Consider the following 15,554-nt stretch of genomic DNA (forward strand, 5'->3'; position numbering starts at 1 on the left):
GATGCCCCTGCGTACAGACGATAACTGGCGCCACGGCGCCGTTTTGTTGGACCCTGAACACACCCGGTTTGCCCTCTGGGCACCGGATGCCTCCTTCGTAAATGTCGAACTGCAGGATGGCCAGTCACTGGCCATGCTGCCTCAGTCAGACGGCTGGTTCGTCCTGGAGGCCCGCTGCAAGGCGGGTACTCGCTACCGCTTCAGGATCGACCACGAGCTGGACGTTCCTGACCCCGCCTCCCGCGCGCAGGTCGATGACGTTCATTCTGAAAGCCTCGTCGTCGACCCTGACGCTTATTCATGGCAAAACACTGCATGGAACGGGCGTCCCTGGCACGAAGCTGTCATCTATGAACTGCACGTGGGCGCCATGGGTGGCTACGCTGGCGTGGAAAAGCACCTGCCACGACTTGCCAAACTGGGCGTTACCGCAATCGAACTGATGCCGCTTGCGCAGTTCCCCGGTGATCGCAACTGGGGCTATGACGGCGTTCTGCACTACGCTCCGCAGTCTTCCTATGGCACGCCGGAACAGCTCAAGCACCTGATCGACACCGCCCACGGTCTTGGCCTTATGGTGATTCTGGACGTGGTGTACAACCACTTCGGGCCGGATGGCAACTACCTGGGCAGCTACGCCAAAGAATTTTTCCGTACAGACCTGCACACCCCGTGGGGTGATGCGATCGATTTCAGACGCCCGCAGGTGCGCGACTTTTTCGTTGACAACGCCCTGATGTGGCTGCTCGAGTATCGCTTCGACGGACTGCGTATGGACGCTGTACACGCCATTCGCGACGAGACCTTCCTGCCCGAGTTCGCAAAGCGGGTTCGTGGCCGCATTGAACCAGGCCGCCACGTGTGGCTGAACCTTGAGAACGAGTTCAACCAGGCCGGTCTTCTGGAAAAGGGCTTCGATGCTCAATGGGACGACGACGGGCACAACACCCTCCACGTGCTGTTGACCGGTGAAACCGACGCTTATTATTCAGACTTCGCCAAAGAGCCCACGCAAAAGCTTGCGCGTCTGCTCAGCGAAGGGTTTGTCTACCAAGGCGAACCGACGCGTCACGGGCATACGCGAGGCGAGCCCAGTGCGCACCTGTCGCCGTCGGCTTTTGTGTTGTTTCTGCAGAACCACGATCAGATCGGCAACCGCGCACTCGGTGAACGCCTGCCGCAGCTCTGCGCGCCTGCGGCATTGAAAGCCGCCACTGCGCTGCTGCTGCTTTCACCGATGATCCCGTTGATGTTCATGGGCGATGAATGGGCGGCCAGCGAACCGTTTCTGTTCTTCACCAGCCACCACGGCGAGCTGGCCGATGCGGTACGTGAAGGACGTCGCAAGGAGTTCGCTGATTTCGCCGCATTCGCCGATCCGGAAAAGCGCGAGCACATTCCTGATCCAAACGACATCAAGACATTCGAAGCGTCACGCCCGGCGTTTTCAGCGGTCGATCTCGATACCGACATAGGCCTGGATCATCGCAGCTGGCTGGAGTTCTATACGCAGTTGTTGGCCTTGCGCCATCAGGAGATCATGCCGCGCCTGCAGGGCGCACGCTTCCTGAAGACCGATATTCTCGGTGACAAGGCGGTCAGTGCGCGGTGGACACTGGGTGATGGCAGCGAGCTGCGTATTGACCTCAATCTCAGCGAGCATGCGGTTGACGCACCGCCACAAGCGGGTGCCCGCGAGATATTCTCCAGCGCAGAGAAATCGTCCGAACTTTCCCCACGCGGCATCCTCAATGCTTACACGGCCATTGTCAGCCTGAAAGCAAGTGATGTTCTGGAGGAACAGGATGAACAATGAGCAATTGGAGAGGCTTGCGACCGAGGCAGGCTTGTCGGTGCACTGGGTCGATGCCAACGCTCGGCCGCAGACCGTCAGCCCGGATGTACTGCACAAGGTTCTGGAAGCGCTGGGCTATCCTGCTGAAAGCGGCGAGGCTATCGATGCCAGCCTGCTGCGCCTGCAAAAAGCCAGTCACGGCACCAGCGCCCCGCCACTGCTGACGGTCGATGTGGAAAGCAATCTGGACCTGTCCCAGTGGTTCGCGCCACAAACGCCGTTCACGCTACACCTCGAAGACGGCTCTTCACTGGATGCCAGACTGACCTCGAACGCAGAGCTTCCGGCGCTCGCTCCGCCCGGCTACCAGCAGCTGGAAATCGCAGGACAGCATCTGACCATCGCGGTCGCGCCGAAAACCTGCTTCAGCATGGCAATGGCCACCGAGACCTCGAAGCCGCACGGCTGGGGCCTTACCGCCCAGCTTTACAGCTTGCGGCGTGAAGGCGATGGCGGTTTTGGTGACACCGAGGCGCTGGAGAAAGTCTTGCGCTCTGCTGGCGAGCGAGGGGCCGATGCGCTGGGCATCAGCCCGATCCACGCCATGTTCGCCAATGACCCTCACCGTTACAGTCCTTATTCACCTTCCAGCAGGCTGTTCCTCAACAGCCTGTACGCGTCGCCGGGTGCGATTGTCGGTGAAAGTGCGTGGCGTCAGGCCATCGAAGACGCGCGCGTCGGCGACGAGATGAAGCGCCTTGAAACACAAACGCTGATCGACTGGCCAGCCGCGGCCAACGCCAAATGGAAAGCGCTGCACGCGCTTTATCAAGGCTTCAGCGCGGGTGATCACCCGCTGCACGAAGACTTCAACAGCTTCCGCCACAGCGGTGGCGAAGCGCTGGAAAATCACTGCCGCTTCGAAGCACTGTGTGCCGAGTCAGAAACGCTGAACATCGGCAGCAATTGGCATGAATGGCCTGAGCAGTTCAAAGACCCTCGCGGCGACGCCGTCGCAGAATTTGCCAAAAACCATCGCGAGCAAATCAGCTTTCATGCGTTCGCCCAATGGCTGATAGCCCGTGGTCTGGAGCGTGCACAGGTTGCCGCACGCAGCAGCGGCATGCGCGTCGGCCTGATCGCCGACCTGGCAGTGGGCGCCGATGGCGCAGGAAGCCAGGCCTGGAGCCGCCAGGACGAGCTGCTGTCGGCTCTGACCGTCGGCGCTCCCCCAGACATTCTCAACCGTGCCGGCCAGAGCTGGGGGATTTCCGCGTTTTCGCCGGACGGCCTCAAACGTAATGGCTTTCGCGCGTTCATCGAGATGCTGCGGGCCAACTTCGCCCATGCTGGCGGGTTGCGTATCGACCATGTCATGGGCTTGCAGCGCCTATGGGTCATCCCGCAAGGGGCGCCTCCCAGCGAGGGCGCGTATCTGAACTTCCCGCTGGACGACATGCTTCGCTTGCTGAGTCTGGAATCCTGGCGGCACAAGGCGATCGTGCTCGGTGAAGACCTCGGTACGGTACCTGAAGGCCTGAGCGAAAAACTCAGTGCCAGGGCAATTCTTGGCATGCGTGTACTGCTGTTCGAACAGAACAATGGTCAGTTCAAGCCGATTCTCGACTGGTCGGATCAAGCATTGGCGACCACCAGTACCCACGACCTGCCGACCCTGGCAGGCTGGCTCAGCGAGCTGGATATCGAGTGGAACGCGCGCCTCGGTCATATTGACGATCAGCACGAATCGCAGTGGCGCGAAGAGCGCACGCGGGAATATGAAAGCCTGCGGCGTGCCTTGAGTCAGAACATCGACAGTATGCCCTCCGATACTGAAGATCCGGCCCAGATCATCGACGCGAGCATCAGCTACCTGGGTCATACACGTGCGCCATTGGTATTGCTGCCGATAGAAGACGCGCTGGGTGTCGAAGAACAGGCCAACCTGCCCGGCACCATTGACAGCCACCCCAACTGGCGCAGGCGTCTTCCCGGCGATGCGGCCTCTCTGCTAGATAACCCGAATGCTGCTCGACGACTGGAATTGCTTTCCCGATCCCGGCTGCAGGCTACGGAGCGTGATCAATGACCCGTCCATTACAGCCTTTGCGCGCCACCCAGCGCCTGCAATTCCATAAGGATTTCACCCTCGACGACGCCGTGCCACTGGTGCCCTACTTCGCCAGCCTGGGTATCAGCCACATCTACGCATCGCCGCTGCTCAAAGCCCGTGCCGGCTCGATGCACGGCTATGACGTGGTCGACCCGACGGTCATCAATCCGGAACTGGGCGGCGAACCTGCCCTGCTGCGCCTGGTCGAGACCTTGCGCGAGCACGGCATGGGGCTGATTCTTGATATCGTGTCCAACCACATGGCGGTCGGCGGTGCCGACAACCCGTGGTGGCTGGACCTGCTGGAATGGGGCCGTCGCAGCCCGTATGCAGAGTTCTTCGACATTCAGTGGAATTCGCCGGACCCACTGCTGGAAGGTCAACTGTTGCTGCCATTCCTGAGCAGCGATTACGGCACGGTATTGCAGGCCGGCGAAATCCCGCTGCGCTTCGACGCAGAGCATGGTGCGTTCTACATCGAGCACTATCAGCATCACTTTCCGATCTGCCCACTGACTTACGACTCGCTGTTGCAGGCCGTGGATCACCCCCAACTAAAGGAAATGGCCCAGCGTTTCACCGCACTGGCGCAGTTCCCGCAGGCCTATGAGCGTGCACGCCAGGCCAAGGCCGAGTTAGCCGAGCTGGCCAAGGACCCGCAGGTGCTCAAGGGTGTCGAGCAGATCCTCGCGCATTTCGATTCGAGCAAGCCTCAAGGCTTTCAGCGCCTGCACCAGTTGCTGGAGCGTCAGCACTACCGTCTGGCCAGTTGGCGCACCGCTGGCGATGACATCAACTGGCGGCGTTTCTTCGACATCAACGAGCTGGGCGGCCTGCGTGTCGAGCGGCCACAGGTGTTCGAAGCCACCCACGGCAAGATATTCCAGCTGATTGCCGATGGCCTGGTCGATGGGCTGCGTATCGACCACATCGATGGCCTGGCTGATCCGCGCGGCTACGGTCGCAAGCTGCATCGTCGGGTCAAAAGTCTGCTCAAACTGCGCCCCGAGCACGCGCAGATTGATCATCTGCCGATCTTCGTCGAGAAAATCCTCGGCCCCGACGAGCCGCTGCGTGAAGACTGGAGCGTTGACGGCACGACCGGTTACGAGTTCATGAACCAGGTGTCACTGCTGCAACACGACCCCAAGGGCGAAGAGCCTCTGGGTGAGCTGTGGAGCCGCCTGACAGAACGTACCGCTGACTTCGATCAGGAAGTACTGGTGGCCCGTGATCTGGTCCTGCATGGCACGCTGGCGGGCGATTTCGAGAACGTTGCTCAATCGTTGCTGCAGGTTGCACGCAGCGACCTGATGAGCCGTGACCTGACCCTGGGTGCGATTCGCCGTGCCCTGCTCGCGCTGATCGTCAATTTTCCGATTTATCGCACGTACATCTCGGTGTGCGGCCGCTCTGCGCAAGACGACAAGTATTTCCAGCAGGCCATGGAAGGCGCGCGTGCAACGCTGAACGAAGGCGACTGGCCGGTGCTGGATTACCTGGCACGCTGGCTGGGTGGCGAACCGTGGCGAAAACTGCCACGCGGCCCGCTGCGCAAGGCCTACAAGAATGCCTGTGTACGCTTCCAGCAGCTGACCTCCCCGGTTGCCGCCAAGTCGGTGGAAGACACCTCGTTCTACCGCTCTGCCGTGCTGCTCTCGCGCAACGATGTGGGTTTCCATCCGCAGCACTTCAGTGCGCCGGTAGAAGACTTCCATCAGGTTTGCCTGCAACGTCTGGAGAAGTTTCCAGACAATTTGCTGACCACTGCAACGCACGATCACAAGCGTGGCGAAGATACGCGTACACGCCTTGCGGTGCTGAGTGAATGCGCCCCGTGGTACGCCGAACAGGTGGAGCGCTGGAGACAGCTGGCGATGCCGCTCAAGGGTGACGAGCCGACGATCAGTGCCGGCGACGAGCTGATGCTTTATCAGGCCTTGCTGGGCAGCTGGCCGCTAAGCCTGGAGGGCGAAGAAGCTCACCAGGAATACGCGAAGCGCATGGTCCAGTGGCAGGAGAAAGCCCTGCGCGAAGCCAAGCTGCAAAGCAGCTGGAGTGCACCGAATCAGCCCTACGAAACCGCTTGCCGCGAATTTCTGGAGCGTTTGCTGCTGGCACCGGAAGCCCTGGCGTTGCGTCAATCCCTCAGTGCGACAGCCAACCGTATTGCCACCGCCGGCGCGCTCAACAGTCTGGCGCAAACCTTGCTACGCTTGAGCGTACCCGGTGTTCCTGATTTGTATCAGGGCACCGAGTTCTGGGATTTCAGCCTGGTGGACCCGGACAACCGCCGCCCGGTTGACTACGCTGCACGGAAACAGGCTCTGGCCGAAGACGCAAGCGTTACCGAGCTGCTGACTGACTGGAAGGACGGGCGCATCAAGCAGGCGCTGATCGCGAAGGTCTTGAACCTGCGTGCCGAACATCCGGGACTGTTCAGCGAGGGCAGTTATCAACCGCTGGAAGTAAAGGGCAGCCACGCCGAGCAGGTGATGGCCTTTGCCCGGGAGACGCAAGGAGTGCGCGCTATCATCGTAGTACCACGCACATGCAGTGAACTATTGGGTACTGCGCAAACTCCATTGATTAATGCTGCCAATTGGGGCGACACACGGATCATGTTGCCGTTTGCCGACTCCGGTTCTGACTGGAAGGGACTCTTTTCTGACGTTGTCGTGACGAGTGATCGGGAAGTACCGCTCAGTGCAGCGCTTGAAAGATTTTCCGTCAATCTGCTTATTCAAACTATGTAATAGCTGGGAGTCTCAAGATGAGTGCCGACGAAAAAAGAATTCGCGACTTTGCTTACCAAATCTGGGAATCGGAGGGTAAACCTTCCGGTCACGACGAGCGTCACTGGGAAATGGCGCGCAAGCTGGCCGAGGCCGAAGCGCTGGCGCCGAACAAGTCCAGTGTGCGCAAATCGACCAAGCCCAAGCTGCCTGAGGTAGACAGCGCCAAGGCGCCTGCCAAGGGCGCGGCAAAGCCCGCCGCAAAATCGGCGCCTGCGCCGAAGCCTGCTGGCGAAGCCAAGCCCAAGCCTGCTCCCAAGGCGGCTGCCAAACCTGCTCCCAAGGCCAAGCCCCCTGCAGCCGCTGCAACCGACGCGCCTGCCAAACCTGCTCCGAAGAAGCCGCGCAAGCCGTCGAATTCTTGAAACTCTTCTGGCCGCGCACCGGTCAACTATTGCAGGTCTCGCTCTGACCAGAGATGAGGCCTGCTACACCCCCTTAGATTATCGTCAGTATCGAAGCCAGCGGCTTCGGTAGCGGCCTTGGCCGCTCAGAAAATCATTCGACGTCAGGAAGTCACCATGAATACGAAGTCCACTACACCGGCAGAAGATAATTCAGCCCCGCTAGACAACCCTGGCAGTACCCCGTCTCGCATTCGTGAAGGACTTCCCTTTCCTCTCGGTGCAAGCTGGGATGGCCTGGGCGTCAACTTCGCCCTGTTCTCGGCAAACGCCACCAAGGTAGAGCTTTGCCTGTTCGACTCCACTGGCGAAATCGAACTGGAACGCATCGAGCTTCCGGAATACACCGACGAGATTTACCATGGCTACCTGCCGGACGCTCACCCGGGCCAGATCTACGGCTATCGCGTGTACGGTCCGTACGATCCAAAGAATGGTCATCGTTTCAACCATAACAAGCTGCTGATCGACCCGTACGCCAAGCAATTGGTCGGCGAACTGAAATGGTCGGAAGCGCTGTTCGGTTACACCATCGGCCATCCTGACGGCGACCTGAGCTTCGACGAACGCGACAGCGCCCCTTTCGTACCGAAAAGCAAGGTGATCGACGAGGCCTACACCTGGGGCCGTGATCAGCGCGTCGGTACGCCTTGGGACAAGACGATTTTCTACGAAACCCACGTACGCGGCATCACCATGCGTCACCCTGAGGTGGCCGAAGAGCTGCGCGGCACGTTCGCCGGTCTCGGATCAGCGCCGGTCGTCGAGCACATTCGCAAGCTGGGTGTGACCTCCGTCGAGCTGCTGCCGATTCATGCCTTCGTCAACGACCAGCATTTGCTGCAAAAGGGCATGACCAACTATTGGGGCTACAACAGCATCGCGTTCTTCGCCCCGGACCCGCGTTACCTGGCGAGCGGCAAGATTGCCGAATTCAAGGAAATGGTTGCGCACCTGCACCACGCCGGTCTCGAGGTCATTCTCGATGTGGTCTACAACCACACCGCCGAAGGCAACGAGCTGGGCCCTACCCTGTCGATGCGCGGTATCGACAACGCCTCGTACTACCGCCTGATGCCGGACGACAAGCGCTACTACATCAACGACTCGGGTACTGGCAACACTCTCGACCTGAGCCATCCTTGCGTATTGCAAATGGTCACCGACTCCCTGCGCTACTGGGCTTCGGAAATGCACGTCGACGGCTTCCGCTTCGACCTGGCGACCATTCTGGGCCGCTACCACGACGGTTTCGACGAGCGCCACAGCTTCCTGGTCGCCTGTCGTCAGGACCCGGTGCTGCGTCAGGTCAAACTGGTCGCCGAGCCATGGGACTGCGGTCCGGGCGGCTACCAGGTGGGCGGTTTCCCACCCGGCTGGATGGAATGGAACGACAAGTTCCGCGACACGGTTCGTGCCTTCTGGAAAGGCGACGAAGCTCAACTGGCTGACTTCGCTGCGCGCATGACCGCGTCCGGCAACATGTTCAACCAGCGCGGCCGTCGTCCACAGGCGTCCGTGAACTTCATCACCGCGCACGATGGTTTTACGCTGCATGACCTGGTGTCGTACAACGACAAGCACAACGAAGCCAACGACGAAAACAACCAGGACGGCAGCAACAATAATCTGTCCTGGAACCACGGCGTTGAAGGTCCGACCGAAGATCCGGAAATCAATACTCTGCGTCTGCGCCAGATGCGCAACTTGTTCGCCACCCTGCTGCTGGCACAAGGTACACCGATGATTGTGGCGGGCGATGAATTCGCGCGTACTCAGCACGGCAACAACAATGCCTACTGCCAGGACAGCGAGATTGGCTGGATCAACTGGGATCTGGACGAAGATGGCGAAGCGCTGCTCAAGTTCGTCACTCGCGTGATCAAGCTGCGTCAAACCTACCCGATCCTGCGTCGCAGCCGCTTCCTGGTAGGCGACTATAACGAAGAGATCGGCGTCAAGGACGTCACCTGGCTTGCTCCGGATGGCAACGAGATGAGCGTCGAGCAGTGGCACGATGCCAATGGCCGTTGCCTGGGCATGCTGATGGACGGTCGCGCACAGGAAACCGGTATCCGCCGCGCGGGTGCCGACGCCACGCTGCTGCTGGTGGTCAACGCGCATCATGACGGCGTCAACTTCACCCTGCCGGAAGTGCCTGAAGGTACCCATTACGAGTGCCTGATCGACACCAATCAGGATGATGCACGCAGCAAGGAGCACTTCGCGTTCGGTTCGCAATACACCGTAACGCCGCGTTCGCTGCTGCTGTTCGAACTGAAGCGTGAAGACCAGCAATGATCGATGCCTTGAGCGAGTTTCTCGACTGGCGCAAGCACGGTTATGCCGATACGCGTGCGCTGGGCGAGTGCTTGCAGGCATTGGTCAACGAAGGTCTGGATCAGCTTCCCCTGCCTGCCCGCGGTCAGACACTTGAGCGCTGGCGGGCGCTGGCCTGCGTTGCAGGCCACGACCTGGGGTTGTGCAAATTGTACGAGGGGCACACAGACGCCTTGGCGATCATGGCGGAACTGGGTGCCCCGCCCCCCGAACAATTCAGCGCCTGGGGCATGTGGGCGGCAGAGCCGCCGCAGGCACGGGTGAATATCAGCGGCGCAGGCGATGCACTTCGCCTGCACGGCCGCAAGGCATGGTGCTCAGGCGCTTCGGCGTTGAGCCATGCGTTGATCACTGCATGGGACGCCGAACATCGGCAGCAGCTGGTTGCAGTACGCCTTGGCCAACCCGGCGTACACATGACCAGCGACGGTTGGCGCGCAGTGGGCATGGGTGCTACCGGCAGTATCGACGTGGTCTTCGACAACGCCATCGGTCAGGCGATCGGGAAGCCGGGCGGCTATCTCGACAGACCAGGCTTCTGGCAAGGCGGCATCGGCATTGCGGCCTGCTGGTACGGCGCATCACGCGCCATCGCGCAGCGCCTGGTGGCCCATGTCGGCAAGCGTGAGGACCCGCACGCCCTTGCGCACCTTGGCGCTGTGGACGTCGCACTGCATGCCGCAATCGATGTGTTGCGCGCTGCTGCCGCGCACCTCGATCAGGCGCCCGCCGAGAATGCCGAGATGCTTGCCAGACGTTGCCGTGCTTATGTCGAACAAGCCGCCGATCTGGTGATTCAGCATGTGGGCAGGGCCGTCGGGGCCGGCCCTTATTGCAAGGACCCGCACTTTGCCCGGCTGATCACCGACCTGCCGGTTTTCCTGCGTCAGAGCCACGCCGAGCAGGATTTGGCGGCGTTGGGCCAGTTGTCCGGCAAGGCGTTGCCCGCTGCACGCACGTGGTCACTATGAGAGTGTATAGAGCATGAGTGAAGGGTTCGTAGTGAGTGATGACGAGTCCGGCCAGGGTACTTCCCTCGCCGCCTGGAACGCTTCGACCAAGCTGCACGGCCTGCCTGTGATCACCGCTGACTTGTTGGTGCCGGCCAATTGCCGAGCCGTGATCATCGCCCCGCACCCGGATGATGAAATACTGGCCTGTGGCGGTCTGATGAGCCAACTGGCGCAACTGGAACGCAACCTGTTACTGATCTCGGTCACCGATGGTACGGCTAGCCATCCGGGCTCCACGCTCTGGCCCGTCGATCGTCTGTGCAAAGTCCGACCTGAGGAAAGTGCCGAAGCCTTAAATCGCCTCGGTATACCTGCAGAACGCCTCGAGTGGTTGCGTTGCGGCCTTCAGGACGGCGCCGTGGCCGACGCGGAAGATCAACTGGTGGCCTTTCTTGAACAGCATCTGGGCCCTGCCGACGTGGTATTCGCCACCTGGGCAGAAGATGGCCACAGCGACCATGAGGCGGTCGGCAGAGCCAGTGCCAAGGCCTGCAAGACCACCGGAGCACAGTTCCACGAGGTACCGGTCTGGGCCTGGCACTGGGCTGATCCTGAAGACCAACGCCTGCCATGGGACAGAGCGCGCAAGCTGCTGCTCGATCCGGTCACGCTGGCCCATAAACGCAATGCTGCCCAAGCGTTCACCAGCCAGTTGCAGGGTGATCCGGCCATCGGTCTTTCCCCGGTTTTGCCGGACGCAGTGCTGGAAAGGCTGCTGCAGCCCTTTGAAGTGGTGTTCACATGAGCGTCGAGGACAGTTATTTCAATGAGCTGTTTCTCAACAACGAGGACCCGTGGGCATTCAAGCAACGCTGGTACGAACGGCGTAAGCGCGCCTTGACACTGGCCGCTCTGCCCCGCGAACGCTACCGCTCGATATTCGAGCCTGGCTGCGCCAACGGTGAACTCAGTGCCGATCTTGCCGGGCGCTGCGATTCGCTGGTGTGCTGCGACACCTCGAATCTGGCTGTGGATCTGGCACGCAAGCGTCTGGCCGGCCTGCCCCATGCCAAAGTGTTGCAGGCGCGTTTGCCGCAGCAATGGCCACAGGGCGAATTTGACCTGATCGTCTTCAGCGAGGTGGGTTATTACCTGGACGCCGACGACCTGCACGGCCTGATCGACCGTGCACTGGCGGCCCTCGCACCGGATGGCCAGTTGCTCGCCTGTCACTGGCGGCCCGATATCGAAGGCTGCCCGCTGAACGCCCAGGCGGTTCACGACATCCTTGCTGCACGCTTGTCCATGCATCGACTTTTCAGTCATCACGAACAGGATTTCCTGCTGGACCTGTGGAGTCGTGATGGAACCTCCGTAGCAGAACAGGAATTCTCCGATGATCGGCATACTGATCCCGGTGCACAATGAAGAGCAGTTACTCGACTTGTGTCTCGAAACGATAAAGCAAGCGGCTGCACACCCCGACCTCAAGGGCGAATGCGTAGAGGTGCTGGTGGTTCTCGACAGCTGCACTGATCGCTCGGCGGAGATCGCGCGTGCCCATGGCGTGATGATTCTCGAAGTGTCGGCGCGCAACGTGGGGCAGGCTCGAGCACAGGGCGCGGAGTTTCTTCTCGACCGGGGTGCACGCTGGCTGGCGTGTACCGATGGCGACAGCACCGTGGCCAGTGACTGGCTTGCCGAACAGCTGGCGCTGGATGCCGACGCGGTATGCGGAACGGTCACGCCCGGCGACTGGAGCAAGGACATCTCGGCGGCCGCGCAAGCTGCTTACCTGCAGCATTACCAGCACCGTGAAGGTCACAGACACATTCATGGTGCCAATCTGGGCGTCAGCTCGATTGCGTACATCAGCGCAGGTGGTTTTCCGGCACTGCCCTGCCACGAAGACGTGCACCTGATTCAGCAGCTGGAGTTGATCGGTGCGCGTATCGCCTGGAGTTGCCGCCCCAAGGTCACAACCAGCACCCGCCTCGACTCGAAAGCCAGGGGCGGGTTTGGTGATTTTCTAAGTTCGCTGAATGCCTGAACGGCGTGCTTACTGATGATGCGCCGTTTGCATGCCTGAACGGTCATCGTCGGCGGAATTCAGCGCCGCACTGAAAAACCGCACCGCTTCGGCACTCAGGTTGCGGTGAATATCCTCGCGGTCCACGCCGTCAGGGTCGTTGCACAGCAACGGCGCACTGGCGCGTTGCTCATCACTGCACGGTGCCATGAAGACAAAATGCCCTGCCCCGGCCAGTAGCTTGTAGTCGGGCGGCTGCGGCAGCTTGCGCGCCAGTGCCTCTGCGTTTCGGTCGATCGCCAGCAACTGATCGTCATCTCCCGCGTACATCAAAACCGGCACGTGCACATCACCCAACGTGTGACGGCCGAACATCAGGCTCAATGGTGCCATCAACATCAACGCGCCAACCCTCGGATCAGCCTGAGCATGAAGGTCATCACGGTCCGCGACCAGTTCGCCCTGCGTCTTGCAGGCGTCGCGGTCTGTCGGGCGTTCGACGCAGTACTGACGCAGACGCTGCAGATCAGGCTGCGCGCCAGCGAGAATCAGCGCGGTTTCGCCACCGGCCGAATAACCGATCACGCCCACTTGCCGGGCATTGAGATAGGGGGCCAGCAAGGGGTCGAGCAAGGCCGTACTGATCGCTTCGGAAATCTGCAGCGGCCGACCGTACAGGTTGCTCAGGCTGCCGAGACGGCTGTGATCGCGATCATTGTCGCCAGGATGGACCACGGCAACCACCACAAACCCCTGCCGCGCCAGCGAAGTGGCCAGGTCATGCAGCGCCAGCGGGGTGCCGGTATTACCGTGCGACAGCAACAGCAAGGGGAAACGGCCCATTGCGATAGGCGCCTCTTCACCGGCCTCGACGCGATAGCCATGCAGGATGCTCACTTGCTCGGCGGCGGTCGAGGGGTAAAAGGCGATGGCCTCGACCGGCTGGGAATCCAGTGGATCAGGGAAACTCAACGCGTGATAGCCCGCGCTCCAGGACTCGTCCGCCAGAGCGTGCACCGAAACAAGGCTATCGAGCAGGAAAACCAGCATCACTGCACAAAGACGTACCATGGCAAGGCCCAACCTTTGCAAATCCGGAACCTCGTCCGGACAATCCATCAAGCGCTTGTGTCGAGCATCATGCTCCAGCGCGCCGTACCCACCCAGATATGAGTGTTGAAAACAGAAATAGTGCACAAGCCGGGCCATAAACTGCCCGTTGTTTTTTCGCGAGGGCGACTATTTTCGCCAGCCTGACAAGGCATTGCTCGAAAAGGCTAGTCTAGTCCCGAAAGATCGCCATTACCTGTAAGGAAGCTGTCAAGGTTGTCTCCCGTCAACAAGCAGCTTACCGGCAACCCATCGGCCCGCATCAGAAACAAAAAAACTCCACAACCCGGCAGGAAAACCCCGCGCAGGTTGTAGAGTTTCGTGTACAGCGCTCTGGATCAGGCCGCGAACAACTCGTTCTGAATGTATTGCTGAGCAGCGCTCATGGCGCTGGCACGCGGCTCTTCGCCATACGCCAGGCCGTGGGCACGGACGAATTGCAGGTCGGTGATACCGATGAAGGCGAACAGCGTCTTGAGCAGCTCTTCGTGACCGGTGCCCGTGGGTTGCCCGGCGTGCAGCCCGCCTGAGGTGGAAACGATAATGACTTTCTTGCCGCCACACAGGCCTTCAGGGCCCGCTTCGGAATAACGGAACGTGCGACCCGCGATCAGAATCCGGTCAAACCAGGCTTTCAGCTGGGTCGGGATGGTGAAGTTGTACATGGGTGCGCCGATGACCAGCACGTCCGAATCGAGAAACTGCTGCAAGGTGGCTTCGTTGCCTGCCACTTCCTGCTGCTGGGCGGCGTCACGGACGTCTACAGGCGTGCCCGCTGCGGCGAGGCTGGCGGCAGAGAAATGCCCAAGCGCATCGCTGGCCAGATCTCGGTAGGTGACCTGGCTGTCGGCGTGCGCATTCAGGTAGGCCTGGACAACCTCACGGGTCAGCTGACGTGAAGCAGAGTGATCGCCAAGGATGCTGGAGTCGAGGTGCAATAGATTCATAACGTAGCTCCCATAAGAAAATCGCCACTGAGCGATGAAGTGGCGAGCATCCTATCCTTGATCGCAATAGCTGATTAGTGGTCTTGAATGCGACTGTTCGTTCTATTAAGAGAACAATAAAGCGAATCAGGACTCAGGCTAAGCTCTTTGAACGAGGTCTCGAACACATCCAGCAGGCCCCTGACCGCTGGAAGCAGGCCTCGGCGCGAGGCGAACACGGCATGCACGATGCCGCACTTGGGTCGGTGCTCGCTGAACAGCTCGATCAGACGTCCGTCCTGCAACGCTTCCCTGACAATCAGCTCGGGAAGCTGCGCTACGCCTACACCCTGCAAGGCGGCCTGCAGCATCATGTCCAAGTCCGAGCTGATGAGCCGCGGCGTGTGGCGTATTTCGGCATACTGGCCGGGCTGCGTCTCCAGCAACCAGCGGTGCTCGTGATTCGAAGACGGCATGTCGAGGCTGGGCAGTGTCGACAGCGCGTCGAGAGAAGGCGTCGCCGACAGCCTGGCCGCCAGGTCCGCGCGCGCCACCAGACGCTGGGCACTGTGCCCGAGCTTCTTGACCACCAGCCCGTCGTCCTCCAGCGGTGGAAAGCGCACACGTAGCGCAATGTCGATGTTCTCGGTCAGCGGGTCGACGCGTCGGTTGGTACTTTCGACCTGGATCTGAACCTTGGGGTGCTCGGCCGCGAAACGGGCGATGGTCTCGTTGAAGCCCATCGCTGCCAGAGCCGGAGGACAACTGATCACCACCCTGCCCTGCGGTTCGGATTTGGAACGCAGGATGGCCTCTTCGGCCGCCTCGGCCTCGACCAGCATGGCCACGCAGTGCGCGTAATAGTCACGCCCGCTTTCGGTCACCGCGAAGGTGCGGGTCGAGCGGTGAATCAGGCGCACCCCCAGGCGCTCCTCAAGCCCGGCAATGCGCCGGCTGAGCTTGGACTTGGGGATCCCCAGCTTGCGACTTGCCGGCGCAAAGCCGAGGCACTCGACCACCTGGACGAAATAAAACAGATCGTTGAGATCAAACACCCGGCCACCTCGTTTTCAGAGCCGGGAGTATGCA

12 protein-coding genes are annotated in these 15,554 nt (G+C 60.7%); 9 read left to right on the top strand and 3 right to left on the bottom strand.

Going from position 1 to position 15,554, the window contains the following annotated elements; translation table 11 throughout:
• The first annotated feature begins 1 nt into the window (after window position 1).
• From treZ to JOE39_RS08725, 9 genes are all read left to right on the top strand, one after another.
• Window positions 2-1,816: a malto-oligosyltrehalose trehalohydrolase gene (treZ, locus tag JOE39_RS08685; RefSeq protein ID WP_074908385.1), complete on the top strand. Its 1,815-nt coding sequence runs from the start codon at window positions 2-4 to the stop codon at window positions 1,814-1,816.
• Window positions 1,806-3,884, top strand: a complete 2,079-nt coding sequence (malQ, locus tag JOE39_RS08690) for a 4-alpha-glucanotransferase (protein WP_210077464.1) — start codon at window positions 1,806-1,808, stop codon at window positions 3,882-3,884. Before treZ ends, malQ begins: the two co-directional genes overlap by 11 nt.
• On the top strand, window positions 3,881-6,664 hold the full coding sequence (locus tag JOE39_RS08695) for a malto-oligosyltrehalose synthase (protein ID WP_046266005.1): 2,784 nt from the start codon (window positions 3,881-3,883) through the stop codon (window positions 6,662-6,664). Before malQ ends, JOE39_RS08695 begins: the two co-directional genes overlap by 4 nt.
• A 17-nt stretch (window positions 6,665-6,681) precedes the next feature.
• Complete coding sequence (locus tag JOE39_RS08700) at window positions 6,682-7,068, top strand: DUF2934 domain-containing protein (RefSeq protein WP_003342088.1); 387 nt, start codon at window positions 6,682-6,684, stop codon at window positions 7,066-7,068.
• Between the two features lie 156 nt (window positions 7,069-7,224).
• The gene (glgX, locus tag JOE39_RS08705; RefSeq protein WP_004417444.1) at window positions 7,225-9,408 is read left to right on the top strand and encodes a glycogen debranching protein GlgX; all 2,184 of its coding nucleotides are present in this window, start codon (window positions 7,225-7,227) and stop codon (window positions 9,406-9,408) included.
• Window positions 9,405-10,418 carry an acyl-CoA dehydrogenase family protein gene (locus JOE39_RS08710; RefSeq protein WP_046266006.1) on the top strand — a complete coding sequence of 338 codons (1,014 nt, stop codon included), beginning with the start codon at window positions 9,405-9,407 and terminating at the stop codon, window positions 10,416-10,418. Before glgX ends, JOE39_RS08710 begins: the two co-directional genes overlap by 4 nt.
• A gap of 13 nt (window positions 10,419-10,431) precedes the next feature.
• The gene (locus JOE39_RS08715) at window positions 10,432-11,205 is read left to right on the top strand and encodes a PIG-L family deacetylase (RefSeq protein ID WP_122219914.1); all 774 of its coding nucleotides are present in this window, start codon (window positions 10,432-10,434) and stop codon (window positions 11,203-11,205) included.
• Window positions 11,202-11,828, top strand: coding sequence for an SAM-dependent methyltransferase (locus JOE39_RS08720; protein ID WP_122219913.1), 627 nt, complete (start codon window positions 11,202-11,204; stop codon window positions 11,826-11,828). The genes JOE39_RS08715 and JOE39_RS08720 overlap by 4 nt, the downstream gene beginning before the upstream one ends.
• Window positions 11,797-12,450, top strand: a complete 654-nt coding sequence (locus JOE39_RS08725) for a glycosyltransferase family A protein (RefSeq protein WP_003342075.1) — start codon at window positions 11,797-11,799, stop codon at window positions 12,448-12,450. The genes JOE39_RS08720 and JOE39_RS08725 overlap by 32 nt, the downstream gene beginning before the upstream one ends.
• A 9-nt stretch (window positions 12,451-12,459) precedes the next feature.
• Here the strand turns inward: JOE39_RS08725 and JOE39_RS08730 are convergent, their stop codons facing one another.
• The 3 genes from JOE39_RS08730 to JOE39_RS08740 all read right to left on the bottom strand — a co-directional run bounded on the left by JOE39_RS08730 (window position 12,460) and on the right by JOE39_RS08740 (window position 15,520).
• Window positions 12,460-13,500 (bottom strand): hypothetical protein, encoded by a 1,041-nt coding sequence (locus JOE39_RS08730; protein WP_003422925.1) that lies wholly within the window; start codon window positions 13,498-13,500, stop codon window positions 12,460-12,462.
• 377 nt (window positions 13,501-13,877) lie between these two features.
• Complete coding sequence (locus tag JOE39_RS08735) at window positions 13,878-14,486, bottom strand: FMN-dependent NADH-azoreductase (protein WP_010409173.1); 609 nt, start codon at window positions 14,484-14,486, stop codon at window positions 13,878-13,880.
• A 74-nt stretch (window positions 14,487-14,560) separates the two neighbouring features.
• On the bottom strand, window positions 14,561-15,520 hold the full coding sequence (locus tag JOE39_RS08740; RefSeq protein WP_010409175.1) for a LysR substrate-binding domain-containing protein: 960 nt from the start codon (window positions 15,518-15,520) through the stop codon (window positions 14,561-14,563).
• Between the last annotated feature and the right edge of the window lie 34 nt (window positions 15,521-15,554).

The organism is Pseudomonas sp. PvP100 (assembly GCF_017833055.1).
In the GTDB taxonomy this organism is placed as follows: domain Bacteria; phylum Pseudomonadota; class Gammaproteobacteria; order Pseudomonadales; family Pseudomonadaceae; genus Aquipseudomonas; species Aquipseudomonas syringae.

Coding starts and splice junctions, on each gene's coding strand:
- JOE39_RS08695 (WP_046266005.1), top strand. CDS start 3,881: ATGACCCGTCCATTACAGCCTTTGCGCGCCACCCAGCGCCTGCAATTC.
- JOE39_RS08715 (WP_122219914.1), top strand. CDS start 10,432: ATGAGTGAAGGGTTCGTAGTGAGTGATGACGAGTCCGGCCAGGGTACT.
- glgX (WP_004417444.1), top strand. CDS start 7,225: ATGAATACGAAGTCCACTACACCGGCAGAAGATAATTCAGCCCCGCTA.
- JOE39_RS08735 (WP_010409173.1), bottom strand. CDS start 14,486: ATGAATCTATTGCACCTCGACTCCAGCATCCTTGGCGATCACTCTGCT.
- JOE39_RS08730 (WP_003422925.1), bottom strand. CDS start 13,500: ATGGTACGTCTTTGTGCAGTGATGCTGGTTTTCCTGCTCGATAGCCTT.
- JOE39_RS08700 (WP_003342088.1), top strand. CDS start 6,682: ATGAGTGCCGACGAAAAAAGAATTCGCGACTTTGCTTACCAAATCTGG.
- JOE39_RS08720 (WP_122219913.1), top strand. CDS start 11,202: ATGAGCGTCGAGGACAGTTATTTCAATGAGCTGTTTCTCAACAACGAG.
- malQ (WP_210077464.1), top strand. CDS start 1,806: ATGAACAATGAGCAATTGGAGAGGCTTGCGACCGAGGCAGGCTTGTCG.
- JOE39_RS08710 (WP_046266006.1), top strand. CDS start 9,405: ATGATCGATGCCTTGAGCGAGTTTCTCGACTGGCGCAAGCACGGTTAT.
- JOE39_RS08725 (WP_003342075.1), top strand. CDS start 11,797: ATGATCGGCATACTGATCCCGGTGCACAATGAAGAGCAGTTACTCGAC.
- treZ (WP_074908385.1), top strand. CDS start 2: ATGCCCCTGCGTACAGACGATAACTGGCGCCACGGCGCCGTTTTGTTG.